This window comes from Bacillus sp. SW14 (assembly GCF_047608225.1).
Taxonomy (GTDB): Bacteria; Bacillota; Bacilli; order Bacillales; family Bacillaceae; genus Bacillus; species Bacillus subtilis_G.
Map to the genome: position 1 here is coordinate 803,833 of NZ_JBLKRW010000001.1, position 25,344 is coordinate 829,176.

Below are 25,344 nucleotides of genomic sequence, written 5' to 3' on the forward strand. Positions count from 1 at the left end.
ATGTCGTTACAATCGTTGAAAATCAATCTTGCAGAATGGCTGCTGCTTAAGGTCAAATACCCGTCCCAATATTGGCTGGGTGCGGCCGATCAGCCGGTCAAGGCCGCAACACATCAGAAAAAAATCATACTGACCCTGCTGCCGTCCCATGACAATTTGGGGGATCACGCGATTGCTTATGCCAGCAAGGCATTTCTTGAGCAGGAATACCCCGATTTTAACATCGTCGAGGTCGATATGAAGGACATTTATAAATCAGCAAAAGCGCTGCTCCGCTCGCGCCATCCGGCGGACATGGTCTTTATCATCGGAGGCGGAAACATGGGGGACTTATACCGTTACGAGGAGTGGACGCGCCGCTTCATCATTAAAACATTTCACGACTATCCAGTTGTCCAGCTTCCCGCAACGGCTCATTTTTCTGACACGAAAAAGGGACGCAAAGAGCTGAAACGGGCGCAAAAAATTTATAATGCGCATCCCGGCTTATTGCTGATGGCCAGGGATGAAACAACGTATCAATTTATGAAACAGCATTTTCAAGAAAAAATGATTTTGAAGCAGCCGGACATGGTGCTGTACTTAGACAGAAGCAAGACCCCCGCAGAGCGCGAAGGGGTTTATATGTGTTTGCGCGAGGATCAGGAAAGCGTGCTTCAAGAAGATGAGAGAAACAATGTGAAGGCTGCGCTATTTGAAGAATTCGGCGATATTAAAGCCTTTACGACAACGATCGGGCGCCGGGTCAGCCGCGATTCCCGGGAGCGGGAGCTTGAAGCGCTGTGGTCTAAGCTGCAAAGTGCAGAAGCTGTTGTCACTGACAGGCTTCATGGCATGATTTTTTGCGCGCTGACAGGAACGCCGTGTGTCGTCATCCGCTCCTTTGACCATAAGGTGATGGAAGGCTATCAATGGCTCAAAGACATCCCATACATGAAGCTGATTGAACATCCGGACCCGGAGCGCGTGACAGTCGCAGTAAAAGAGCTGTTAACAAAAGAAACAATCCGTTCCGGCTTTCCGAGAGACGTGTATTTTAAAGGGCTGCGTGACAAAATCAGCGGTGAGGCGCAATGACCCCGCTCGTCAGCATTATTGTCCCGATGTATAACGTTGAACCATTTATAGAAGAGTGCATTGACTCACTGCTTCGCCAAACGCTTTCTGATATGGAAGTCATCCTTGTGAATGACGGATCGCCGGATCGTTCTGGCGAGATTGCAGAGGATTATGCAAAACGGGATGCGAGAATCCGGGTCGTTCATCAGAAAAACGGCGGGTTGAGTTCAGCGCGTAATACGGGAATAAAGGCCGCCCGGGGGACGTACATCGGCTTTGTGGACGGTGACGATTATGTATCTTCCGCCATGTTCCAAAGGTTGATTGAAGAAGCGGAACAGCACCGGCTCGACATCGCTGGATGCGGTTTTTACAAGCAGTCAGCGGACAGGCGGACTTATGTGCCGCCGCAGCTTGACACAAACCGCGTGCTGACAAAATCTGAAATGGCTGAATGGCTCAAATATGCTCACGAAACGAGATTTATCTGGTATGTATGGCGTTATGTTTATCGCCGTGAGCTTTTGGAGAGAGCCCATCTGATGTTTGATGAAGACATCCGTTTTGCTGAAGACTCTCCCTTCAATTTGTCCGCTTTTTGCGAAGCGGAGCGGGTGAAAATGCTGGATGAAGGCTTGTACGTCTATCGCGAAAACCCGAACAGCCTGACAGAAGTCCCTTATAAGCCGGCGATGGATGAACATATTCAAAAGCAATATCAGGCGAAAATCGCATTCTACAATCATTACGGTATAGCAGGCGCATGCAAAGAAGATTTGAATGTGTACATTTGCAAGCACCAGCTTCCGATGCTTCTGGCAAACGCCTGTGCTTCTCCAAATTCGCCGAAAGACATTAAAAAGCAGATCAAACACATTTTATCCTATGAGATGGTGCGGCAGGCCGTCAGACATACACCGTTTCAGCATGAGAAATTATTAAGAGGCGAGCGTTTGGTATTAGGACTGTGCAAATTGCGGCTCATTTTTCTCATCAAGCTGTTTTTCGAGCAGCGGGGAACGATGAAAGGCAGTGCGAAGCAGGCATGAAATTCACGATCAACTTCAGCGCAAATCTCACGGCTTTTCTCTTGTCCGTTTTCTTGTCGGTCTGGATGACGCCTTTTATTGTCAAAACGCTTGGTGTGGAAGCGTTCGGTTTTGTTCATTTGACCCAAAACGTGATTAATTACTTTTCGATCATCACCGTCGCGCTCAGCTCGGTTGTCGTGCGTTTTTTTTCTGTCGCCGCACACCGGGGGGAGCGGGATAAAGCAAATGCGTATATCAGCAATTATTTGGCGGCTTCTGTTCTGATATCATTGCTTCTTTTGCTGCCTCTTGCGGGTTCAGCTTTCTATATTGACCGGGTCATGAACGTGCCGCAGGCGATTTTGGCTGATGTGCGTTTGTCGATTTTGATCGGTAGTGTACTGTTTATTTTAACGTTTCTGATGGCGGGTTTCGGCGCTGCCCCATTTTATGCCAACCGCCTTTACATCTCAAGCTCCATTCAGGCGGTGCAAATGCTTGTACGCGTGCTGTCTGTGCTGCTCTTGTTTGCATGCTTCACACCGAAAATCTGGCAGATCCAGCTTGCCGCTTTAGCTGGTGCTGTCATCGCGGCTGTGCTGTCTTTCTATTTCTTCAAAAAGCTGATTCCGTGGTTTACGTTTCGGGTGAAGGATCTTTCATTCCGCATAAGCAAAGAGCTGTTTCAGGCGGGCACATGGAGCTCCGTCAATCAAATCGGCGTCCTGCTTTTTTTGCAGATTGATCTATTAACCGCCAATTTGGTGCTGGGAGCGTCTGAAGCCGGGAAATACGCGGCGATTATCCAGTTTCCGCTGCTGCTGCGCAGCTTGGCTGGAACGGTCGCATCTCTGTTTGCGCCTCTCATGACGTCGTATTATTCAAAAGGCGATATGGACGGATTGGTGAATTACGCCAACAAGGCAGTGAGGCTGAACGGTCTTCTGCTTGCGCTTCCTGCTGCCTTATTGGGCGGGCTGGCGGGGCCTTTTCTGACGATCTGGCTCGGACCGTCCTTTTCGTCTATCGCACCGATTTTATATATTCATGCCGGATACTTGGTGGTCAGTCTCGCCTTTATGCCGCTGTTTTATATCTGGACCGCCTTTAATAAACAAAAAACCCCGGCGATCATTACCCTGCTGTTAGGTGTGTTAAATGTAGTGCTGGCCGCCACACTGAGCGGGCCAGCTCATCTCGGTCTGTACGGCATTACGTTGGCCGGAGCGATTTCCCTTATTTTGAAAAACGCCATTTTTACGCCGCTTTACGTATCCCGCATGACCGGCTACAAAAAGCACGTGTTTTTTAAAGGCATAATCGGGCCTCTTTCAGCGGCTGTGTTTGCCTGGGCGGTCTGTGAGGCAATCAGGTTCGCTGTGAAGATTGACGACTGGACATCATTGATTGCGACGGGAATAACAGTCAGCTGCTGCTACGCCATTTTCGCGTTTGCGCTCGTTTGTACGAAAGAGGAAAGACAGTTGGTACTGAAACGATTTCGAAAAACGAAAGGGGCTGTGAATCTTTGATCCTGAAACGACTTTTTGATCTGACGGCCGCCATTTTTTTATTGTGCTGTACAAGTGTCATCATTCTATTCACCATCGCCGTTGTCAGGCTGAAAATAGGATCACCTGTCTTCTTTAAGCAAGTAAGGCCGGGCCTGAACGGCAAGCCGTTCACCCTTTATAAGTTCCGAACAATGACGGATCAAAGGGACAGTGAAGGAAATCTGCTGCCTGATGAAGTTCGGCTGACGAAAACGGGCAGGCTGATCAGAAAGCTGAGCATTGATGAGCTTCCGCAGCTGCTGAATGTCCTAAAAGGCGACTTGAGCCTTGTCGGCCCGCGCCCGCTTTTGATGGACTATCTGCCTCTTTATACAGAAAAGCAGGCCCGGCGCCATGAGGTGAAGCCGGGCATCACAGGGTGGGCGCAAATCAACGGCCGGAACGCGATTTCCTGGGAAAAGAAATTTGAATTAGATGTGTGGTACGTTGACAACCGGTCATTTTTTCTCGATTTGAAAATTTTATGTTTGACGGTGCGAAAGGTGCTTGTTTCAGAAGGGGTTCAGCAAACCAATCATGTGACCGCGGAACGGTTTACAGGAAACGGAGATGTGTCCTCATGAGAAACGTTGCCATTGTGGGTGACGGCGGGCACGGAAAGGTGATTAGAGAGCTGATAAACGCCCGGTCAGATACGCGCTTAGCCGCGGTGCTGGATGATAAATTCCGAACATTTGAAGCCGGAAAAGAGTGGTACACAGGCCCGCCGGAAGCCATTTCTGACGTGTGCAGGCTGGTTCCCGACGTGTTGTTTCTGATCGCCATTGGAAACAACAGTGTCAGAAAACACCTGGCGGAGCGGCTGGGACTGAAAAAAGAAGATTTAATTACATTGATTCACCCGTCAGCCATCGTCAGCAAGTCCGCTGTCATCGGGGAAGGGACGGTCATTATGGCGGGCGCGATCATTCAGGCGGATGCGCGGATCGGCGCCCACTGCATCATCAATACGGGCGCAGTGGCAGAGCACGACAATCAACTCAGCGATTATGTTCATCTTTCCCCGCGTGTCACGCTGTCAGGATCGGTTGCCGTTCAGGAAGGCGCTCACATCGGAACCGGCGCAAATGTCATACCGCAGCTCACAATCGGATCTTGGAGCGTTGTCGGCGCCGGCTCGGCGGTGATCCGTTCCATACCGGACAGGGTAACGGCGGCCGGTGCCCCGGCGCGCATTATTTCTCCCATTCAAACATAAAACAAAGGATGATTATATGCATAAAAGAATCTATTTATCTCCCCCTCACATGAGCGGCAGAGAGCAGCACTATATTTCAGAAGCCTTTCGCTCAAATTGGATTGCGCCGCTTGGGCCTCTCGTGAATTCATTTGAAGAGCAATTGGCTGAACGTGTCGGCGTAAAAGGGGCAGCGGCGGTCAGCTCAGGAACAGCGGCGATTCATCTGGCGCTGCGTTTGCTTGAGATAAAAGAAGGAGACAGCGTGTTTTGCCAGTCCTTCACATTTGTGGCGACCGCCAATCCGATTTTATATGAAAAAGCGGTGCCCGTCTTTATTGATTCCGAGCCTGATACGTGGAATATGTCGCCGCAAGCCCTAGAAAGAGCGCTGGAGGAAGCGAAAAGAAACGGAAAGCTGCCTAAAGCGGTTATTGCCGTCAATCTATATGGGCAAAGCGCGAAAATGGATGACATCGTAAGCCTGTGTGATGCATATGGAGTGCCTGTCATTGAGGACGCAGCCGAATCTCTCGGCACAGTCTATAAAGGGAAGCAAAGCGGGACATTCGGGCGCTTCGGCATTTTTTCATTTAACGGGAACAAAATCATCACCACATCAGGCGGCGGGATGCTCGTTTCAGACAATGAAGCCGCCATTGAGAAAGCAAGATTTCTCGCTTCACAGGCACGTGAGCCGGCTGTACATTATCAGCACAGCGAAATCGGCCACAATTACAGGCTGAGCAATATCTTGGCCGGCGTCGGCATTGCCCAGCTTGAGGTGCTGGATGAACGGGTGGAGAAAAGAAGGGCCATTTTCACGAGATACAAGAATGCACTCGGTCACATAAACGGAGTCCGCTTTATGCCGGAACATGCAGCAGGTGTATCCAATCGCTGGCTCACCACACTTACACTTGATAACGGGCTGAGCCCATATGACGCGGTTCAGCGTCTTGCGGAAGAGAACATTGAAGCGCGCCCGCTGTGGAAGCCGCTCCATACCCAGCCGCTGTTTGAGCCGTCTTTATTTTATGCTCATGAAGATACAGGAAGCATATGCGAAGATCTTTTCAAGCGGGGAATCTGTCTCCCATCAGGGTCAAATCTGACGGAAGAAGAGCAAGACCGGGTTATTGATGTACTCGTACACTTATTCCAAACTGGCGAGGTGAAGAAATGGACAGCAAGCATTCGATGATCAGCCTGAAACAGAAACTGTCCGGGCTGCTCGACGTCATTCCGAAACAATCCGAGATCATCTATGCCGATTATCCTCTATACGGAAATGTAGGGGATTTATTTATTATGAAGGGAACAGAAGCTTTCTTTAAAGAACATGGGATTCAGGTCAGAAAACGCTGGAATCCCGACAACTTTCCAGTCGGTCGAAAGCTGGACCCGAATCTCATCATCGTCTGCCAGGGAGGCGGCAACTTCGGGGATTTGTATCCGTATTACCAAGGCTTTAGAGAGAAAATCGTCCAAACCTATCCGAACCATAAAATCGTGATCCTGCCGCAATCGATTTATTTTCAAAACGAAGACAATCTTAAACGGACGGCGGAGATATTTTCTGCACATGCGAATCTCCATATCATCACAAGGGAAAAAGCCTCCTATGCTACGGCGCAGGCTTATTTTACAAGCAATCACATTAAGCTTCTGCCTGATATGGCTCATCAGCTGTTTCCCGTCGTTCCCACGCAGCAGCCGTTCAATCAAAAGCTGAGATTTATCAGAACAGATCACGAAGCGAATAAGGAGCTTCAGGAACACGCAAAAGCGGAAAGCTACGACTGGCGTACGGTGCTGTCAGCTTCAGACCGCCGGACAATCGCTTTTCTGCAAACGCTGAACGTCCTGAACAAAAAAGCGGGCAATCTTCTGCCTATCGCGTATATATGGGAAAAATACTCGGATTATATCGTCAAAAAAGCGATTCGGTTTTTCAGCCGTTACGAATCGGTGGAAACGTCAAGGCTGCACGGCCACATCTTGTCATCTCTTCTTCAAAAAGAAAACACGGTTATTGATAATTCCTATGGGAAAAACGCCAATTACTATCACACCTGGATGGAAGAAGTACCGAACACCCGACTCATCCAGAACGCCTCAAAGAAGGAAAACCTTCCTGCTCACATGTGAGCGGAAGGTTTATTTTGATTCTCCCCGTTTGACTTTATTGTACGCTTCATCTAAATGCTGAATCCGTTTCAAGACAACCGCGTTTTTCGTCAGCTGGTCCTGAACAAGCGTTGAGACGACGGAACGGTAGTAGCTGTTCATCGCATGGATTTTATCCTCAGACGGATTCATTTCAATATGCTGTTTTAAATTCTCAATAAAATAAGGGACGGAAAAAAGTTCAGACATTCTTTTGGCAGCTCCTTTTTCATAAATGTATACGGTGTGATCTCAATCATGTACAATGAAGAAAGGGGAGTGAGCAAGATGGATATGAAACTTCAGCAAGTACAAGTATTAAAGCCTCAACTGACACAGGAGCTCAGGCAGGCCATCACGCTGCTTGGCTATCATTCGGCAGAACTCGCCGAATACATTGATGAGCTCTCACTGGAAAACCCTCTTATTGAACGAAAGGAAACAGACACACCGCCACTATCTTACCATAAAACAAATAAAAACAGGATGAATCCACAGGAAGCCGGCCTTCAATTAAGTGATCCGCAAAAAACATTGCAGGATGTGTTAAAACAGCAGTCACTCGATATGAATCTGACAAACTCCGAAAAAAAGATTTTCAATTATCTGATTCATTCGCTTGATTCGAACGGGTACTTGGAAGAAGAGGTGGAGGAGGCAGCCCGGCGCCTATCTGTTTCGGCCAAGGAAGCGGAAGCTGTTTTGACAAAACTCCAGTCGTTAGAGCCAGCTGGAATCGGCGCAAGATCTCTGCAGGAATGTATCCTTCTTCAATTACAGCGGCTGCCGGACAGAAATGAGCAAGCGGAAATGCTTGTTTCAGCTCATTTTGATGCTTTTGCGCAAAAAAACTGGAAAGCGCTTTCAAAGGAGACCGGGATTCCGCTTCATACCATTCAAGATATCTCTGATGACATCGCGGCTCTTCATCCGAGACCAGGGCTTCTGTTTGCCCAGCCAGAGCAAGATATGTATATCGAGCCTGACATTTTTATCTCTGTGAAAAACGGGCACATCGCAGCGGAGCTGAATACTCGCTCGTTTCCGGAAATAGAACTGCATTCGCAGTACAGACCGCTTTTATCGTCGGGCTCCTGTCAGGATACCGCCTCTTACTTATCTGCGAAATATCAGGAATGGCGCTGGCTGAGCCGCGCGCTGCGGCAGCGAAAACAGACGATCACGAGAATTGTCAATGAACTGATCACACGGCAAAGGGAGTTCTTTCTGAAAGGGAGAACCGCAATGAAGCCGCTGACTCTCAGAGAGGTAGCGGACTGCCTAAGCCTTCATGAATCAACTGTAAGCCGGGCAATCAAAGGAAAAACGCTACAAACGCCGTACGGACTATTTGAGATGAAACTCTTTTTCTCAGCAAAAGCCGAGGCATCAGGAGATGGAGATGCGTCTAACTATGCAGTCAAAACACATCTTGAAGACCTGATCAATCAAGAGGACAAAACAAAACCGCTCTCAGATCAAAAGATAGCCGATTTGCTATATGAACAGCACAGCATTCAAATTTCCAGACGCACCGTGGCAAAGTACCGCGATCAAATGAGCATTCCGTCATCGGCAGCGAGAAAACGGTATAAATAAAATCCTCCCGAAAAGGGAGGATTTTTATTGCGTAATTGCGGTGCTACATTCACAAATTGTAAAGCAAGCTTTACGTTATAATGAATTTATTGTACAATTAATGGAAAAAGAGGTAATCCCTTTGAAAAATAGGTTAATAGAATACAGAAAGAAATATGGATATTCCCAAGATACATTAGCTGAGCTGCTAAACGTTAGCAGACAAACGGTTATATCAATTGAGAAAGGAAAATATAATCCTTCTTTGCCGCTGGCATTAGCAATCGCGAAAACGTTTCATACAACTGTCGAAAACATGTTTTATGAAGATGAGAACGAGAGGTGAAAATCATGGCATTACGAAAAGTTTACTTCATCATTGGCGCTTTATTCACAATGATTTTACTGATGAAAGCTTTTTTTCAAATTGTGACTCATTCTGTTTCCATTACTGAATTATTAATGTGGGGAGCACTGTCTTATTTAAGTTTTGCTGCGGGCTATATTTATCCGCATTTCAAAGAAAAAGATGAAAGAGCAAACTTGATTAAGCAAAAAGGAATGCAGTACGCACTTTATTCTGTATTGATTTATTGCGTAATAATCTTGTTCAGTATTCAGTTCAGCGCAGTGGCGTTATCGGCAGTTGAAATCATGAGGATTTTAATATCCTTAACAATCATTACAACCTTCACTTCGTGGGTGATATTATCAAAAAAATATTAAGAAATAAAACTGGCAGAACATCAATCTGCCAGTTTTGTTTTTATTTCTTGATAATCTTGACTGTTCATACTGCATCATCCTGCTGGAATCATCCAACTGAACACGTGATGCTGTAAAAAAGTGATGATACAAACGAGCAGCAGTAAAAACAAGCTGTGCTTAATCGTAAAGCGGAAAAGATCCGACTCTTTCCCGGCGAGCCCTACCGCGGCGCACGCGACCGCGATCGACTGCGGCGAGATCATTTTTCCTGTGACACCGCCTGATGAATTGGCGGCGACAGACAGAACAGGGTCCATGCCGACTGATAACGCGGTGACTTTCTGCAGGTTGCCGAACAGCAGGTTGGCAGACGTATCCGAGCCGGTAATGAAGACGCCGAGCCAGCCGAGAACAGGCGAAAAGAAGGTGAACATCGAACCTGTCAGCGCAAGTGTCATCCCGAGGGTCGTGCTCATCCCCGAAGAGTTGGTGACATAGGCAAAACCAACAACAGAAGCGATGGTCAAAATCGGAAACTTCAACTCTTGGATCGTTTCTTTAAAAACAGCTCCCCAGTCTTTCCACGCAATCGCCGTGATGAACTTTGACAGCACGGCCGCAATCAATATCGCTGTGCCGGCCGAACCAAGCACCTCAAGCTTGTAAACCGCTTCAATCGGCGTACCGTCAGCATTGACAATTTGATTGTTCAAAAAAGGCACACCAGGGGCGAAAGTCAGTTTTTCTCCAATACCATTCAGCCACTTCAAGAAAACAGAAGCGCCTTCATAATGCCCGGTCAGCGCGGATTTGACAGAGGGAATGCCCCATACAGAAATCATCACCGTCAGCAGCAAAAATGGCGACCAGGCCTTAAAAATCTGTCCCCCGCTGTATGCAGGCGCTGCCTGACTCGTTTTCGCCGTTTCAATCGCGGCGGCCGATTCCTGTTCACCGGCAAACCGGAATGTTGTTTTCGGTTTCCACCATTTCAAAAACACAGCAAGCGCTGCCATCGAAACAAGCGCTGACAAAACATCCGGCAGCTCAGGCCCTAAAAAATTGGAGCTAAGATATTGAACGACAGCAAAGGAAACACCGGAAACGAGAATGGCCGGCCAGACCTCAAAGGCTTTCCTGAACCCGCTCATGATGATGAGTAAATAAAGAGGAATAAATACGGATAAAAACGGCAGCTGCCGCCCGACCATTTGCGAAATCTCCATCGCCGGAATTCCTGTAGGCCCTTCTACGGCTGTAATCGGAATCCCAATCGCGCCAAAGGCGACCGGCGCCGTATTGGCGATCAAACAGATTCCCGCCGCATAAAGAGGGTTAAAGCCGAGGCCGACCAGCAGCGCGGCTGAAATGGCGACCGGCGCTCCGAAGCCCGCCGCTCCTTCTAAAAAAGCCCCGAATGAGAAAGCGATCAGGAGCGCCTGAAGCCGGCGGTCATCCGTAATCGAGAGGACAGAACTGCGAATGATATCAAATTGTCCCGTTTTCACAGTGATTTTATACAAAAAAACAGACGTCACAATGATCCAGCCGATCGGCAAAATCCCGTATACGGCTCCTTGTGTCGCGGACATCAGCGCTTTTTCCGCCGGCATCCGATAAACCAATACAGCGATGAAAAGTGCGATCCCCAATGTGGACAAGCCCGCTGTATACCCCTTCATCCGTTTAATCGCGAGTGCCCAAAAAAAGAAAATAATCGGTACAAGTGCCGCAAGCGCTGATAAAAGCAAATTTCCCCCTATAGGCGTATATGCCTGTGTCCATTGCATCCCAAACCCCTCCTAGAAACATAAACTGGCGTTGTGTGTAAGCGTTTTCTATAGATGGTGATATGATCATCTGATGACTGGGTAATAAGACCAGTTACCTAGCATTATATTTTGAAAAAAATCAAAGTACAAGACTTTTTGACAAAATTGTCAAAATCTTTTGGCTCCCCCAAAAACAGAGTATAATAGATCGTAAACAGCCAGACCTACAAGTTACGGGGTGAATTGCATTGAAATACAAACAGATTAAAACAAAGAAAATATATGAAGAAGTGGCGGACGCACTATTAGACATGATCAAAAACGGCGAATTGAAGCCGGGAGATAAACTGGACTCCGTTCAAGCCCTTTCCGAAAGCTTTCAAGTCAGCCGTTCAGCGGTTCGCGAAGCACTTTCCGCGCTAAAAGCGATGGGGCTTGTCGAAATGAAACAGGGAGAAGGCACATACCTAAAGGAATTTGAGCTCAATCAAATTTCTCAGCCGCTCTCAGCCGCCCTTCTTATGAAAAAAGAGGACGTCAAGCAGCTGCTCGAGGTCAGAAAACTGCTTGAAATCGGCGTGGCTTCATTAGCTGCTGAAAAAAGAACAGAAGAGGATCTCGAAAGAATTCATGCCGCGTTAAAGGAAATGGGCAGCATTGAAGCCGACGGAGAGCTTGGAGAGAAAGCAGACTTCGCGTTTCATCTGGCGCTGGCTGACGCTTCCCAAAACGATCTTCTCAAACATCTGATGAACCACGTTTCATCATTGCTGCTGGAAACGATGAGAGAAACACGGAAAATCTGGCTGTTTTCCAAGAAGACCTCAGTTCAGCGGCTTTATGAGGAGCATGAACGGATTTACAATGCCGTGGCTGCACAGGATGGAGCGCAGGCGGAGGCTTCTATGCTGGCGCATTTAACGAATGTGGAAGATGTGCTTTCGGGATATTTCGAGGAAAATGTGCAATAACTAACTCATTTCCCGGGCAATTCTGCCGGTGCCGAATGAACAACCGAGACTGAGCCACAAAAGGTTCAGTCTTTTTGTGCTTGCAGCAGCACTTGACATTTGTGAAAAACAAAGTAAAATATTTTACTAAAACGAATACGAGCTGAATAATGGAGGCAGATGCAATGGCGACAATTAAAGATATCGCGCAGGAAGCGGGATTTTCGATTTCAACTGTTTCCCGCGTTTTAAATAACGATGAAAGCCTTTCTGTTCCTGATGAGACACGGGAGAAAATCTATGAAGCCGCGGAAAAACTCAATTACCGCAAGAAAACAGTAAGGCCGCTAGTGAAACATATTGCGTTTTTATATTGGCTGACAGATAAAGAAGAATTAGAAGATGTCTATTTTAAAACGATGAGATTAGAAGTAGAGAAACTGGCGAGAGCATTCAATGTCGACATGACCACTTATAAAATATCGGATGGAATCGAAAGCATTCCTGCACATACAGAAGGGTTTATTGCCGTTGGAACATTTTCTGATGAAGAGCTGGCTTTTCTCAGAAATCTCACTGAAAACGGCGTGTTTATCGATTCAACTCCTGATCCCGATCATTTTGACTCGGTAAGGCCCGATTTAGCTCAAATGACAAGGAAGACGGTAAATATCCTGAGCGGGAAAGGGCATAAGAGCATCGGTTTTATCGGCGGCACATACAAAAATCCGAACACCAATCAGGATGAAATGGACATCCGTGAACAAACCTTTAGATCTTATATGAGGGAAAAAGGCTTGCTGGACGAGCGCTATATTTTCTGTCAGCGCGGGTTCTCTGTAGAAAACGGCTATCGCCTGATGACAACAGCGATCGACACATTAGGCGATCAGCTTCCAACGGCTTTTTTGATCGCGGCGGACCCGATTGCAGTTGGCTGTCTGCAAGCCCTGAACGAAAAAGGAATTGCCATACCGAACAGGGTAAGCATTGTGAGCATCAACAACATCAGCTTTGCAAAGTATGTCTCACCCCCTCTGACAACGTTTCATATTGATATACATGAATTATGCAAAAATGCTGTTGAAATGCTGCTTGAACAAGTGCAGGACAAGAGAAGAACGGTAAAAACATTATATGTGGGCGCGGAATTAATCGTCAGAAAGAGTATGAATTAAGAATGGCTTAGGACACTAAGCTATTTTTTATTGGTAAATAAATTTACTGATATAAGTAAATATTTTGTTTACATATTTTCTCAGCCGTGCTATATTATTTTTTAAAGCGCTTTCATTACTAGCGAAAGGGTGACAAACAATGAAAATGGCGAAAAAGTGTTCCGCACTCTTGCTCTGTGCGGCTGTCAGTTTATCCTTGGCGGCCTGCGGCCCAAAGGAAAGCGGCAGCACCAAACCAAGCTCAAAAGGAGCAAAGCTTGTCGTGTGGGAGGATAAAGAAAAGAGCATCGGCATTAAAGGTGCCGTTGCCGCGTTTGAAAAAGAGCATGATGTGAAGGTCAAAGTCGTTGAAAAACCGTATGCCAAGCAGATTGAAGATTTGCGAATGGACGGACCGGCCGGCACGGGTCCTGACGTGTTAACCATGCCCGGTGACCAAATCGGAACGGCTGTCATGGAGGGATTACTCAAGGAATTACATGTTGAAAAGGACGTGCAATCGCTTTACACTGACACTGCCATCCAATCTCAAATGGTAGATCAAAAGCTTTATGGGCTGCCTAAAGCGGTCGAAACGACAGTGCTTTTTTACAACAAAGATCTTATTTCAGAGAAGGAGTTGCCGCAAACGCTGGGGGAGTGGTACGACTATTCCAAAAAGACTGCTGACGGCAGCAAATTTGGCTTTTTAGCGTTATTTGATCAAATTTATTACGCGGAAAGTGTGATGAGCGGTTACGGCGGATATATTTTCGGAAAGGACAAAGACGGCAGCTATAACCCGTCAGACATCGGGATCAATAATGAAGGCGCTCTCAAAGGTGCGGCGCAGATTCAAAAGTTTTACAAGGATGGTTTATTCCCGGCAGGCATTATTGGAGAACAAGGGATAAACGTGCTGGAATCACTGTTCACAGAAGGAAAAGCCGCAGCGATTATCTCGGGCCCATGGAATGTAGATGCCTTTTCGAAAGCAGGAATCAATTATGGCATAACGAAACTGCCGGAACTGGAAAAGGGGAAAAACATGAGCTCCTTTATCGGTGTCAAAAGCTACAATGTCAGTGCGTTTTCAAAGAATGCGGAGCTAGCGCAGGAATTAGCCGTTTTTCTTGCAAACGAAAAAAATGCTAAAACACGCTATGAAAAAACCAAAGAAGTTCCTGCTGTGAAATCCTTAGCCAATGATCCGGCTATTATGAAAAGCGAGGCGGCACGGGCTGTTACGGAACAAACCCGCTTCGCAGAGCTGACACCAAATATTCCGGAAATGAATGAAATATGGACGCCGGCTGATTCAGCATTACAGACGATTGCAACAGGAAAAGCAGATCCGAAACAAGCATTGGATCAAGCGGCTGAAACGGCTAAAGGACAAATCAAGGCAAAGCACAGCGGAAAATAAAGAGAAAGCTAGATTTGTATTGTGAGAGAGGTGAAAACGGTGCAGCATCGTCAAATCGCTTTGTTGCTGTCTATCATCCCGGGGTTCGGGCAATTTTATAACAAGCAATGGATAAAAGGTTTGGTCTTTCTTTTCCTAGGCGTATCGTTTTTTGCGGTCTTTGGAGATCTGCTCAATATGGGGTTTTGGGGAATTTTCACGTTGGGAACAGAGGTGCCGCGGGATCATTCCGTGTTTCTGCTGGCGGAAGGGATTATCGCTGTAATCGTGACCTGCTTTGGCCTTGCGGTGTATTATGTGAATCTTCGCGATGCGTTTCAAAGCGGAAAACAGCGCGATGAAAACAAGCCATTGAGCTCTCTCAAGGAACAATACCAACATATCATTTCTCATGGCTACCCTTATGTCGTCAGCGGACCATCTTTGTTTATTTTAATTTTCGCCGTCATTTTCCCCATCTTATTCAGCTTTGCACTAGCCTTTACGAACTATGATTTATATCATTCGCCTCCTGCTAAATTAATTGATTGGGTCGGTTTTCAAACCTTCTCAAGCATTTTCACAGTTGATATTTGGAGGTCGACTTTTTTTGATGTGCTGGCTTGGACGGTGGTTTGGACACTTGCAGCATCCACACTGCAAGTCAGTTTGGGGATTTTTCTCGCGATTATTGTCAATCAGAAAGACATTCTTTTTAAACGTTTTTTCCGGACGATTTTGATTTTGCCATGGGCTGTTCCCGGTTTTGTGACGATTTTAATTTTTGCAGGGCTGTTTAATGATAGCTTCGGTGCGATGAATCATGATATCTTGGCTTTCTTCGGCATAGAGCCTCTTCCATGGATGACAGATGCCAATTGGTCGAGGCTTGCGCTGATTCTTATGCAGGGCTGGCTCGGGTTTCCGTACATCTTTCTCGTCTCAACAGGCGTCTTGCAGTCCATTCCGGACGATCTGTATGAAGCAGCCACGATTGATGGCGCTTCTGTTTTCGCAAAACTGAGATACATTACGCTTCCAATGGTGTTCATCGCCATGGCTCCCATTATCATTACTCAGTTTACGTTTAATTTTAATAACTTTAATATTATCTATCTATTCAATGGCGGTGGTCCGGCGGTAACCGGGTCAACAGCCGGCGGGACAGATATCCTTGTTTCGTGGATTTACAAATTGACAATGCAGTCCAGTCAATATTCACTCGCCGCGGCTTTAACGATTTTATTATCTGTGTTTGTCATCTCTATCGCATTGTGGCAGTTCAGACGGACGAAGTCTTTTAAAGAGGAGGCATGAGGCATGCTGGCAGATATGAAGGTCAGAAAATGTATTCGTCTCCTTTTGTCTTACTTGTTGTTAGCCTGTATGGCGGCCATCATTGTTTATCCTCTCCTTTGGACGGCAGGCGCAAGCTTTAACCCCGGCAACAGCTTAATCAGTACATCCATCATTCCGAAGCATCCGACATTCGATCATTACAAGGAGTTATTTGCGGGCGAAGAAAGCCTTCAATATGTGCAGTGGTATCTCAACTCAATGAAGATCAGCCTGTTTACGATGGCCGGATCTTTGATCTGTGTGACGTTTACCGCCTATGCGTTTTCGCGCTTTCGATTTAAAGGAAGGAAATACGCTTTAACCCTCTTTTTATTGCTGCAAATGATTCCTCAGTTTTCGGCTTTAATCGCCTTGTTTGTGCTGGCGCAAATCTTGGGGATGATCAATAGCCACTGGCTGTTAATCTTGCTTTATATCGGCGGCCTGATCCCGATGAATACGTATTTGATGAAAGGATACATGGATTCCATTCCGATGGATTTAGACGAAAGCGCCAAGATTGACGGGGCCGGCAGCACAAGAATCTTCTTCCAGATCATTCTGCCATTATCAAAACCGATGGCGGCAGTAGTCGCCATGAACGGCTTTACCGGCCCGCTCGGAGATTTTGTGCTGTCCTCAACGATATTGAGAACGCCTGAATCATATACATTGCCCGTAGGTCTATTCAATTTAGTGAATGATGTCATGGGAGCCAGCTATACAACATTTGCAGCCGGAGCCCTGCTTATCAGCATACCGGTTGCCATCATCTTTATCATGCTGCAAAAGCATTTTGTGTCCGGATTAACCGCTGGGGGAACAAAAGGGTAAGAGAATAAGGGGGAGAAAATAATGGCAAAGCTTGAAAAAACGTACGTTACAAAAGCGAAGTTTATGCTCCACGGGGGAGACTACAATCCTGATCAGTGGCTGGATCGGCCTGATATTTTAGCCGATGATATTAAGCTGATGAAGCTTTCTCATACGAATACGTTTTCTGTCGGCATTTTTGCATGGAGCGCGCTTGAGCCGGAAGAGGGCGTATATCAATTTGAATGGCTTGATGATATTTTTGAACGGATTCACAGCATAGGCGGCCGGGTCATATTAGCAACGCCAAGCGGAGCCCGTCCTGCCTGGCTGTCACAAACCTATCCTGAAGTGCTGCGGGTCAATGCCTCCCGCGTCAAACAGCTGCATGGCGGAAGGCACAACCACTGCCTTACATCTAAAGTCTACCGTGAAAAAACACGTCACATCAACCGGTTATTAGCAGAACGATACGGCAATCATCCGGCGCTGTTAATGTGGCATATTTCCAACGAATACGGAGGAGAGTGCCACTGCGACCAATGCCAGCATGCTTTCAGGGTGTGGCTGAAATCGAAATATGACAACAGCCTCAAGGCATTAAACCATGTGTGGTGGACTCCTTTTTGGAGCCATACATTTAATGACTGGTCACAAATTGAAAGCCCTTCGCCGATCGGTGAAAATGGCTTGCACGGTTTGAACTTAGACTGGCGCCGGTTCGTCACTGATCAAACGATTTCGTTTTATGAAAATGAAATCATCCCGCTGAAAGAACTGACGCCTGATATCCCTATCACAACGAACTTTATGGCTGACACACCGGATTTAATTCCGTATCAGGGCCTCGACTACAGCAAATTTGCGAAGCATGTCGATGTCATCAGCTGGGACGCTTATCCGGTCTGGCACAATGACTGGGAAAGCACAGCTGATTTGGCGATGAAGGCGGGCTTTATCAATGACATGTACCGCAGCCTAAAGCAGCAGCCTTTCTTATTAATGGAGTGTACGCCAAGCGCGGTCAATTGGCATAACGTCAACAAGGCGAAGCGCCCGGGCATGAATCTGCTGTCGTCTATGCAAATGATTGCCCACGGTTCGGACAGCGTACTCTATTTCCAATACCGTAAATCACGCGGGTCATCAGAAAAATTGCACGGGGCAATAGTGGATCATGACAATAGCCCGCAGAACCGGGTCTTTCAAGAAGTGGCCAAAGTCGGCGAAACATTAGAACAGCTCTCCGCGGTTGTCGGAACGAAGAGGCCGGCTGAAACCGCCATTTTATATGACTGGGAAAATCATTGGGCGCTCGAGGATGCTCAGGGTTTTGCAAAGGCGACAAAACGTTATGCGCAAACACTTCAGCAGCATTACCGCACGTTCTGGGAACACGATATCCCTGTCGACGTCATCACAAAAGAACAAGACTTTTTATCATATAAACTGCTGATCGTCCCGATGCTTTATTTAATCAGCGAAGACACCATTTCCCGTTTGAAAGCGTTTACGGCTAACGGCGGCACCTTAGTCATGACATATATCAGCGGAATTGTGAATGAACATGACTTAACGTACACAGGCGGATGGCATCCGGATTTGCAAGCCATTTTCGGAATGGAGCCTCTTGAATCCGATACGCTGTACCCGAAGGATCGAAATGCTGTCAGTTATCGCAGCCAATCATATGAAATGAAGGATTATGCAACGGTGATTGATGTAAAGACGGCGTCTGCAGAAGCTTTGTATCAAGAAGATTTTTATGCGCGTACGCCAGCGGTGACAAGCCATCAATATCAGCGGGGCAAGGCGTATTTTATCGGTGCGCGTTTGGAGGATCAATTTCATCGGGATTTCTATGAAGGGCTGATCACAGACCTGTCTCTTTCTCCTGTTTTTCCGGTTCGGCACGGAAAAGGCGTCTCCGTACAAGCGAGGCAGGATCAGGGCAATGATTACATTTTTGTCATGAATTTCACGGAAGAAAAACAGCAGGTCACGTTTAATCAGAGTGTGAAAGATATGATGACCGGAGAGATAGTATCTGGCGACCTGACGATGGAAAAATATGAAGTGAGAATCGTCGTAAACACACATTAGGCTGATGCCTCCGCTATGGGCGGATTCTTTTTTCTTGTATTTTGAAAGCGTTTACCGAGGAGTGAGAAGTGTCATGAAAAGCAGAGTGAAAATATTCTTTGCAGCTGCCATCGTATGGAGTGTATTCAGTTCTACGGGATATGCCGCTGCCATTGGGGAGGAGAAACATGTGCCGAAGCCTCGGACAGAGGATCTTTTCGTTAAAAAAGTAGAGGGCATGAACAAGGACTTTATCAAAGGGGCAGATGTGTCCAGTGTTATTGCTTTGGAAAACAGCGGAGTCACCTTTTACAATACAAGCGGAAAACGCCAGGACATCTTTACAACCCTAAAACAAGCCGGCGTCAACTATGTTCGCGTCCGCATTTGGAATGATCCGTATGATTCACATGGCAGTGGATATGGAGGGGGAAACAATGATGTTCAAAAAGCCATTGAAATCGGAAAAAGAGCGACAGCGAACGGAATGAAGGTGCTGGCCGACTTTCATTATTCTGATTTCTGGGCTGATCCTGCGAAACAGAAGGTGCCCAAAGCTTGGGCGAATTTCAGCTTTGAAGCTAAAAAAACAAAGCTCTATGAGTATACGAAACAAAGCCTGCAAAAAATGATCAAGGAAGGCGTCGACATCGGCATGGTTCAGGTTGGAAATGAAACAACAGGGGCATTTGCGGGCGAAACCGATTGGGCGAAGATGAGTCAATTATTTAATGAAGGAAGCCGGGCGGTCAGAGAAACAGACCCAGGCATCTTGGTCGCGCTGCATTTTACCAATCCTGAAACAACTGGAAGGTATTCATTTATTGCAGAAACACTCCGCAAAAACAAAGTGGATTATGATGTGTTTGCCAGTTCTTATTATCCTTTCTGGCACGGCACATTGCAGAATTTGACTTCTGTACTGAAGGCAGTTGCCGGGACGTACGGCAAAAAAGTCATGGTGGCGGAGACATCGTACACCTATACCGCTGAGGACGGTGATGGGCATGAAAATACAGCGCCAAAAAGCGGGCAGACGCTGCTATATCCTATTTCCGTTCAAGGCCAGGCGAATGCGATAAGAGATGTGATGCAGGCCGTAGCGAATACAGGAACGGCGGGACTTGGCGTGTTCTATTGGGAGCCTGCGTGGATTCCAGTCGGGCCGAAAACACAGGTGGAGAAAAACAAAGTGTTATGGGAAACATTCGGTTCAGGATGGGCCTCGAGCTATGCCGCTGAATATGACCCAGAAGATGCCGGGAAGTGGTATGGGGGAAGTGCTGTGGATAACCAAGCTTTGTTTGATTTTAACGGACACCCGCTCCCTTCCCTGCAGGTGTTTCAATATGCGGAGTCAGGTCATATCCTCAAGAATCATTGAAACAGAAAATCCATGAGACGTATCAAGTCATTGTTACGTCTCATGGATTTTCAAATCAACTAATATAAAACATTCGTCATCACTTTTATGATGGGCTTCCTTATGATCATGCAGGGATGTAAGAATTTGCTCTTTCAAGTCAGCGATAGGCAAATCGGGATGGTCCTTTAATAAATCAAATAAATAACATGACGCTGTAGGGTCCATCACGCCATCTGTATACAGCAGGAGCCTTCCGCCCTCCGTGTATGAAAGACTGCTTGACTGAAAGACTGTATCTTCAAACATCCCGATCGGAGGCGCGGTTGTATGCAGCGGATTTTGGGTTCCGCCGGCGCCCTGCCATAATGCCGGCGGATGCCCTGCATTGACATAATCAATTTTTTGCCGGGCTGTATCAATCTCGAGATAAATGGCTGTGCAATAATGTCTTGCTTCCTCATCATTTTGAAACAAGCTGTGAAGGTGACGGTCTAATTCCTTCATGACTTTGCCGGGACTGAGACCTTGCGTGATCTGGCGCTGGAACAAAGGATGCAGAGACATCGTAATCAATGCAGATGAAATCCCATGCCCCATCACATCAAGAATAATAATGCCGTATCGATGTTCATCGATTTGATAAAATCCGTATAGATCACCCGATAATTCACTGGATGCTTTGTAATAAGCGTCAATCTGGATCTGGTCGTTTACAATCGGTTCAGTCAACGAGTTTTCCTGTGTTTTTCTGGCAAGCTCGAGCTCTCTTTTAGTGTTTAGTTTAAATTGCTGATTTTGTTTGTTGATCTCAAGAAGTTCTTCTTGTTTTGCCTTCAGCGCTTCCAAGGCCATTTCTAGCTCCGCATTGGCTTTCTGTTTGGCAAGCAAAGCTTCCTGAGCCGTGTTTCTGGCCATCAGCAGCTCATTTTCATATTCATTTCGCTTTCGCATCGGTATCAGAACACACTCGGTGACAGATAATCCGCCATCAGCTCTTGCAACAGCATTGACAAGGACGGGAATTTCTTCTCCATCTCTAGTTTGCAGAGAAATGTAGATTTCTTCAATGTGCTGCTCCAGTTTTAAAAGCGGCTCAAAATAGAGCTGGCAGAAAAGCTGTGCGGGAATTGTCAGGATCGTATTCATATGCCGGCCGACAATCTCTTTCGGCTCATAATTCAGAATCTTGAGCAGGGTGCGGTTGACAGCTATGATTGAACCCTCTTCTGACAAAGTGAGGAAACCGCATGGTGCATCATTCAATTGTTTGTCCATTAAGAGGGTCACCTCTATCTCTTTCGTTCCTATATCACGAGCGCTTTCAAATAATCGCTGATCAGCTGGATCGTCTCTTCAGGATGGCTCATGTGGGGGCAATGCCCGCGAGCCTCCATTTGTTTCAGTGTACTATAAGGAAGATGCTTCTGCATATACTCGCCTACTGCGGCCGGTGCGATGATATCGTCCGCGCATTGGAGAATCAGAGAGGGAACCGTTACCTTCGAAAGATTCTCCCGGTGATCAGAAAAAAACGCGGCTTTCGCGAATTGGCGGGCAATTACAGGGTCAGTAGAACAGAAACGGTTTTCAAGCTCTTCCCTGATTTCAGGCCGATCTGACTGATTCAGAACGGTTGCTGCGAATACAGTTGCCCAGCCTATGTAATTTTTCTCCATCATCTCCAGCAAACCACGGAGCTGTTCCTCCTCAAATCCTCCGTAATACTCAGGCGGATCATTCAAATAGCAAGGAGAAGGCCCCACCATCACCAGATGGGAAAAAAGCGCCGGACGGCGGATGGAAGCAAGCATCCCAATCACAGCCCCGACAGAGTGCCCCACAAATACGGTGTCTTCCAGATCTAAAGCTTCACAAATATCAAGAACATCTTGGGCATAGCCTTCAAGTGTCTGGTAACGATCCGGGTCATATGCGTGCAAGTCTGAATGTCCCGAACCGACGTAATCAAATAAAATGACCCGATGATCTTCTTCGAAGGCCGGGGCCACGGCATTCCACACACTTTGATCACATCCAAAACCAGGGGCGAAAATGATAGATGTTTTGCCGCTTCCCTTCACCTTCACATCATTTCGAGACAAAATCGCATCGTTCATGATTGGCTCCTTTCAGCTGGAAAGTAAAATAAATTTCAATATGTATATCATAACACTCACGGTTTGAAGAGTGCGTCTTTCTATGAAAGTATATAGCGGTTTAAAAGAAAGAGGACATCCGGCATAGGCGAGCTGGAAAAATTGGAAGATGTAGAGGAGGGATGACCTAGACTTGAGAAAGAATATGACATTTGTCACCCACCATCATGACACCTCATACTAACATCATCTTCTCCGTCATTTTACAATCATTATAAGCTATCAGGAGGTGTTCATGTGATGAATGAGGCAGTATCAGTAAGCAATGTGACAAAACAATTCCAGCAAAAAACAGCTGTAAACAACATCAGCTTCAGCATTAAAAAAGGAGAAATTGCAGCCATTCTCGGCCCGAATGGGGCAGGGAAGACGACCGTTATCTCCATGATATTAGGATTGCTGAAACCAAGCGAGGGAGACATCAAACTATTTAACCGGGTTCCCGATGATCAACAGGTGCGGGAAAAAATAGGGGTGATGCTGCAGGAAGTGAGCGTTATGCCTGGTCTGAAGGTGTATGAAATCCTCGAGCTCTTCCGAAGCTATTATCCAAATCCATTGTCTATGAAAGAACTCGTTTCGTTAACAGCACTCACAAAAGAAGACTTGAAAACGAGGGCAGAAAAATTATCCGGCGGACAAAAACGCCGTTTGAGCTTTGCTTTGGCTCTTGCCGGGAACCCCGAGCTGCTCATATTCGATGAACCGACAGTCGGAATGGACACATCATCAAGACATCGATTCTGGCAGACCATTCATGGGCTCGCGGACCAAGGAAAAACAATTATTTTTTCAACCCATTATTTACAGGAAGCAGATGATGCCGCGCGGCGAATCTTATTTTTTGCTGACGGACGGCTTGTGGCGGACGACTCGCCAATGCAAATCCGCTCAAGGATCCAAAAACAGTCTGTTTCCTTTACGCTGCATTCAGATGAATCATTGGAAAAGCTGTCTCGTCATCCGATCGTAGAGCGAGTGATCCAAAAGCAACAGAGAACCATTATCCAAACATCAAATACAGACAAAGTGTTAGCACTGATTTTTCAAGAAAACATACAAGCATGCGATATTCGAATTGAGCAAGGAACGCTCGATGAGGCATTTCGCCAGCTGGCTGACGGAAATCGGGAGGCGATGTGAGTGAATATGCTGCAAAAGCAAAGCGCAGCCGAAATGAAAAGGGTGCTTCGGAATAAGTATTTTGTGTTTTGGTCTCTGATGATGCCGATTGCCTTTTATTATCTCTTTACTAATGTAGTGAATACGGGCGCCTCTGATCAACGTGCATGGGACGCTCATTACTTAATGTCAATGACAGTCTTCAGCGTAATGGGATCCTCTATCATGACGCTTGGAATCCGTATGGTTCAAGAACGGTCGCAAGGCTGGACTGCCTTTATCCGCATTACGCCTCTTCCGGATCATATCTATTTATCAGCTCAGATGATCGGTCAAAGTGTGATTCACATTTTATCTATTACCGTCATTTTTCTTTGCGGCGCAATTATCAATGACATCGACTTGTCCCCGTTTGAATGGATCATGAGCGGACTGTGGATTTTGTTTGGCGCATTGCCGTTTTTAGCATTAGGCACACTAATTGGCCTTATGAGAAAAGTAGAAACAGCAGCTGGAATCAGTAATGTGCTTTACATGCTGCTGGCTTTAGGCGGAGGCATGTGGATGCCGTTTGAGGTTATGCCTGAGGTGATGCAGAATATTGGCCGGTGGCTTCCGTCTTATCATTTCGGGAACGGAGCGTGGGAACTTGTCCGGGGCGGGGGCCCGTCATGGGAAAATATTCTGATACTAATCGCTTATTTGATGCTCTTCATGCTACTATCTAAGTATATAAGAAGAAAACAAGAAGCGGTATAATACATGAAAATCTTAAGAACTATATTCCCTAAGCAATTCGGGTTTTTCCCTTATATCTTTCTGGTGTATACCATCATGCCGTTTCTTTCTTTATTGAGAGAAACAGGCGTCAAACAGGTGATTGGATATGGCATGCTGCTCTTTTTTGTCATAGCCTATCGCCAGTTGTTTTGCAATGTGGGCAGAGCTTCGTTTACGTATTGGCTTCTCGTGCAAATGGCGGTTATTTTCATCTATAGTGTGTTTTACAATATCACCTATATCTATTTAGGTTTTTTTCCGGCAAACTTTGTTGGTTATTACAAAGAGAAAACAAAGTTTAACCGTGCGTTCTGCGGTTTAATCTTTATGTTGCTTTTTCCGTGTTTTTATCAATTTCTTGCGAATTCGGTTTCGCTCCGGGAGCTTTTTTCTGTTCTCCCGTTTCTCGTCATCATGCTCATTTCTCCATTCGGCATCCGTTCGATGTTTCGGAGAATTGAACTTGAAACCAAACTTGCCCAAGCCAACGAACAGATAAAAGAACTCTCCAAAAGGGAGGAGCGCGTTCGAATCGCCCGTGATCTTCACGATACCCTCGGCCATACCCTGTCGCTCCTTACGTTAAAAAGCCAGCTGATTCAGCGGCTGGCAACATCTGATTCAGAACGGACCCGGCTTGAAGCAAAAGAAATGGAAATCAGTTCACGCGCCGCACTCAAGCAGGTTCGTGAGCTTGTTTCTGATATGAGAACGGCCACGATGGCGGAGGAACTCGCCAACATTCAGCACATATTAAGAACGGGGAACATTACCTTTCAATATGAAGGTGACGAAGACTTTTCAGCAATATCTCCCGTCACGCAAAATATTATCAGCATGTGTATGCGGGAAGCAGTGACCAATATCATCAAGCACAGCAAAGCAACCCACTGCGCCATCACCATTTCTCGGTTTGCTGACAAAATGAGAGTTGTGATACGGGATGACGGAAAGGGAGCGGCAAAGGAGAATACGTTTGGGAATGGCCTGCGGGGAATGGAAGAACGGCTGATGCTCATTGAGGGCGGATTAACGCTTTCAGCTCATAACGGAACAGTGTTGACACTGACGATTCCGCTTATTAAAAAAGCAGATTGATAGGAGGAC

Annotated in this window: 24 protein-coding genes; 20 read left to right on the plus strand and 4 right to left on the minus strand. The window is 46.5% G+C overall.

The window, feature by feature from the left end:
* Genes ACMX2I_RS04080 through ACMX2I_RS04110 form a run of 7 tightly spaced genes read left to right on the plus strand, consistent with a single transcriptional unit; the run spans position 1 to position 6,992 of the window.
* On the plus strand, positions 1-1,077 hold the full coding sequence (locus ACMX2I_RS04080; RefSeq protein ID WP_414956251.1) for a polysaccharide pyruvyl transferase family protein: 1,077 nt from the start codon (positions 1-3) through the stop codon (positions 1,075-1,077).
* Positions 1,074-2,108, plus strand: a complete 1,035-nt coding sequence (locus tag ACMX2I_RS04085) for a glycosyltransferase (protein ID WP_414956252.1) — start codon at positions 1,074-1,076, stop codon at positions 2,106-2,108. Before ACMX2I_RS04080 ends, ACMX2I_RS04085 begins: the two co-directional genes overlap by 4 nt.
* Complete coding sequence (locus tag ACMX2I_RS04090) at positions 2,105-3,622, plus strand: MATE family efflux transporter (RefSeq protein ID WP_414956253.1); 1,518 nt, start codon at positions 2,105-2,107, stop codon at positions 3,620-3,622. Before ACMX2I_RS04085 ends, ACMX2I_RS04090 begins: the two co-directional genes overlap by 4 nt.
* On the plus strand, positions 3,619-4,227 hold the full coding sequence (locus tag ACMX2I_RS04095; RefSeq protein WP_414956254.1) for a sugar transferase: 609 nt from the start codon (positions 3,619-3,621) through the stop codon (positions 4,225-4,227). The genes ACMX2I_RS04090 and ACMX2I_RS04095 overlap by 4 nt, the downstream gene beginning before the upstream one ends.
* Positions 4,224-4,862: an acetyltransferase gene (locus tag ACMX2I_RS04100; protein ID WP_414956255.1), complete on the plus strand. Its 639-nt coding sequence runs from the start codon at positions 4,224-4,226 to the stop codon at positions 4,860-4,862. Before ACMX2I_RS04095 ends, ACMX2I_RS04100 begins: the two co-directional genes overlap by 4 nt.
* Before the next feature lie 16 nt (positions 4,863-4,878).
* Complete coding sequence (locus ACMX2I_RS04105; RefSeq protein ID WP_414956256.1) at positions 4,879-6,045, plus strand: DegT/DnrJ/EryC1/StrS family aminotransferase; 1,167 nt, start codon at positions 4,879-4,881, stop codon at positions 6,043-6,045.
* On the plus strand, positions 6,024-6,992 hold the full coding sequence (locus tag ACMX2I_RS04110; RefSeq protein WP_414956257.1) for a polysaccharide pyruvyl transferase family protein: 969 nt from the start codon (positions 6,024-6,026) through the stop codon (positions 6,990-6,992). Before ACMX2I_RS04105 ends, ACMX2I_RS04110 begins: the two co-directional genes overlap by 22 nt.
* A 9-nt stretch (positions 6,993-7,001) precedes the next feature.
* Here ACMX2I_RS04110 and yvfG read toward each other — a convergent pair whose 3' ends face one another.
* Entirely contained in the window at positions 7,002-7,220 is a 219-nt protein-coding gene (gene yvfG, locus ACMX2I_RS04115) for a protein YvfG (RefSeq protein ID WP_105953948.1), read from the minus strand.
* Between the two features lie 78 nt (positions 7,221-7,298).
* On the opposite strand from yvfG, the gene rpoN reads away from it, so the two are divergent.
* The 3 genes from rpoN (at position 7,299) to ACMX2I_RS04130 (ending at position 9,314) form a co-directional block, all read left to right on the plus strand.
* The gene (gene rpoN / locus ACMX2I_RS04120) at positions 7,299-8,609 is read left to right on the plus strand and encodes an RNA polymerase factor sigma-54 (RefSeq protein ID WP_414956258.1); all 1,311 of its coding nucleotides are present in this window, start codon (positions 7,299-7,301) and stop codon (positions 8,607-8,609) included.
* A 121-nt stretch (positions 8,610-8,730) separates the two neighbouring features.
* Complete coding sequence (locus ACMX2I_RS04125) at positions 8,731-8,934, plus strand: helix-turn-helix transcriptional regulator (protein ID WP_087993534.1); 204 nt, start codon at positions 8,731-8,733, stop codon at positions 8,932-8,934.
* A gap of 5 nt (positions 8,935-8,939) precedes the next feature.
* On the plus strand, positions 8,940-9,314 hold the full coding sequence (locus ACMX2I_RS04130; protein ID WP_367387034.1) for a hypothetical protein: 375 nt from the start codon (positions 8,940-8,942) through the stop codon (positions 9,312-9,314).
* Between the two features lie 74 nt (positions 9,315-9,388).
* On the opposite strand, the gene lutP is transcribed toward ACMX2I_RS04130, so the two are convergent.
* Complete coding sequence (gene lutP / locus ACMX2I_RS04135; protein WP_414956259.1) at positions 9,389-11,086, minus strand: L-lactate permease LutP; 1,698 nt, start codon at positions 11,084-11,086, stop codon at positions 9,389-9,391.
* A 230-nt stretch (positions 11,087-11,316) separates the two neighbouring features.
* Between lutP and lutR the strand changes: the two genes are divergently transcribed.
* The 7 genes from lutR to ACMX2I_RS04170 all read left to right on the plus strand — a co-directional run bounded on the left by lutR (position 11,317) and on the right by ACMX2I_RS04170 (position 20,197).
* Positions 11,317-12,039, plus strand: a complete 723-nt coding sequence (lutR, locus tag ACMX2I_RS04140; protein WP_394715126.1) for an L-lactate utilization/bacilysin biosynthesis transcriptional regulator LutR — start codon at positions 11,317-11,319, stop codon at positions 12,037-12,039.
* Positions 12,040-12,203: 164 nt separating this feature from the next.
* Positions 12,204-13,196 (plus strand): galactan degradation operon transcriptional regulator GanR, encoded by a 993-nt coding sequence (gene ganR, locus ACMX2I_RS04145; protein WP_414956260.1) that lies wholly within the window; start codon positions 12,204-12,206, stop codon positions 13,194-13,196.
* Positions 13,197-13,335: 139 nt separating this feature from the next.
* On the plus strand, positions 13,336-14,601 hold the full coding sequence (locus ACMX2I_RS04150; protein WP_414956261.1) for a sugar ABC transporter substrate-binding protein: 1,266 nt from the start codon (positions 13,336-13,338) through the stop codon (positions 14,599-14,601).
* Between the two features lie 39 nt (positions 14,602-14,640).
* A complete protein-coding gene (gene ganP, locus ACMX2I_RS04155) occupies positions 14,641-15,897 on the plus strand; it encodes an arabinogalactan oligomer ABC transporter permease GanP (protein WP_414956262.1) in 1,257 nt (418 codons plus the stop codon).
* A 3-nt stretch (positions 15,898-15,900) separates the two neighbouring features.
* Positions 15,901-16,752 carry an arabinogalactan oligomer ABC transporter permease GanQ gene (ganQ, locus tag ACMX2I_RS04160; RefSeq protein ID WP_087993496.1) on the plus strand — a complete coding sequence of 284 codons (852 nt, stop codon included), beginning with the start codon at positions 15,901-15,903 and terminating at the stop codon, positions 16,750-16,752.
* A gap of 18 nt (positions 16,753-16,770) precedes the next feature.
* Entirely contained in the window at positions 16,771-18,834 is a 2,064-nt protein-coding gene (gene ganA / locus ACMX2I_RS04165; protein ID WP_414958290.1) for a beta-galactosidase GanA, read from the plus strand.
* A 73-nt stretch (positions 18,835-18,907) separates the two neighbouring features.
* A complete protein-coding gene (locus ACMX2I_RS04170; protein ID WP_414956263.1) occupies positions 18,908-20,197 on the plus strand; it encodes an arabinogalactan endo-1,4-beta-galactosidase in 1,290 nt (429 codons plus the stop codon).
* 33 nt (positions 20,198-20,230) lie between these two features.
* Here ACMX2I_RS04170 and ACMX2I_RS04175 read toward each other — a convergent pair whose 3' ends face one another.
* Positions 20,231-21,454 (minus strand): PP2C family protein-serine/threonine phosphatase, encoded by a 1,224-nt coding sequence (locus ACMX2I_RS04175; RefSeq protein ID WP_414956264.1) that lies wholly within the window; start codon positions 21,452-21,454, stop codon positions 20,231-20,233.
* Positions 21,455-21,483: 29 nt separating this feature from the next.
* A complete protein-coding gene (locus tag ACMX2I_RS04180) occupies positions 21,484-22,296 on the minus strand; it encodes an alpha/beta fold hydrolase (protein WP_414956265.1) in 813 nt (270 codons plus the stop codon).
* A gap of 276 nt (positions 22,297-22,572) precedes the next feature.
* Here ACMX2I_RS04180 and ACMX2I_RS04185 point away from each other — a divergent pair, with 276 nt between their 5' ends.
* Genes ACMX2I_RS04185 through ACMX2I_RS04195 form a run of 3 tightly spaced genes read left to right on the plus strand, consistent with a single transcriptional unit; the run spans position 22,573 to position 25,335 of the window.
* Positions 22,573-23,478, plus strand: coding sequence for an ABC transporter ATP-binding protein (locus ACMX2I_RS04185; RefSeq protein ID WP_289348239.1), 906 nt, complete (start codon positions 22,573-22,575; stop codon positions 23,476-23,478).
* The gene (locus ACMX2I_RS04190; protein WP_414956266.1) at positions 23,479-24,216 is read left to right on the plus strand and encodes an ABC transporter permease; all 738 of its coding nucleotides are present in this window, start codon (positions 23,479-23,481) and stop codon (positions 24,214-24,216) included. It abuts the gene before it with no gap.
* Between the two features lie 3 nt (positions 24,217-24,219).
* On the plus strand, positions 24,220-25,335 hold the full coding sequence (locus ACMX2I_RS04195; protein WP_414956267.1) for a sensor histidine kinase: 1,116 nt from the start codon (positions 24,220-24,222) through the stop codon (positions 25,333-25,335).
* Positions 25,336-25,344: the final 9 nt, after the last annotated feature.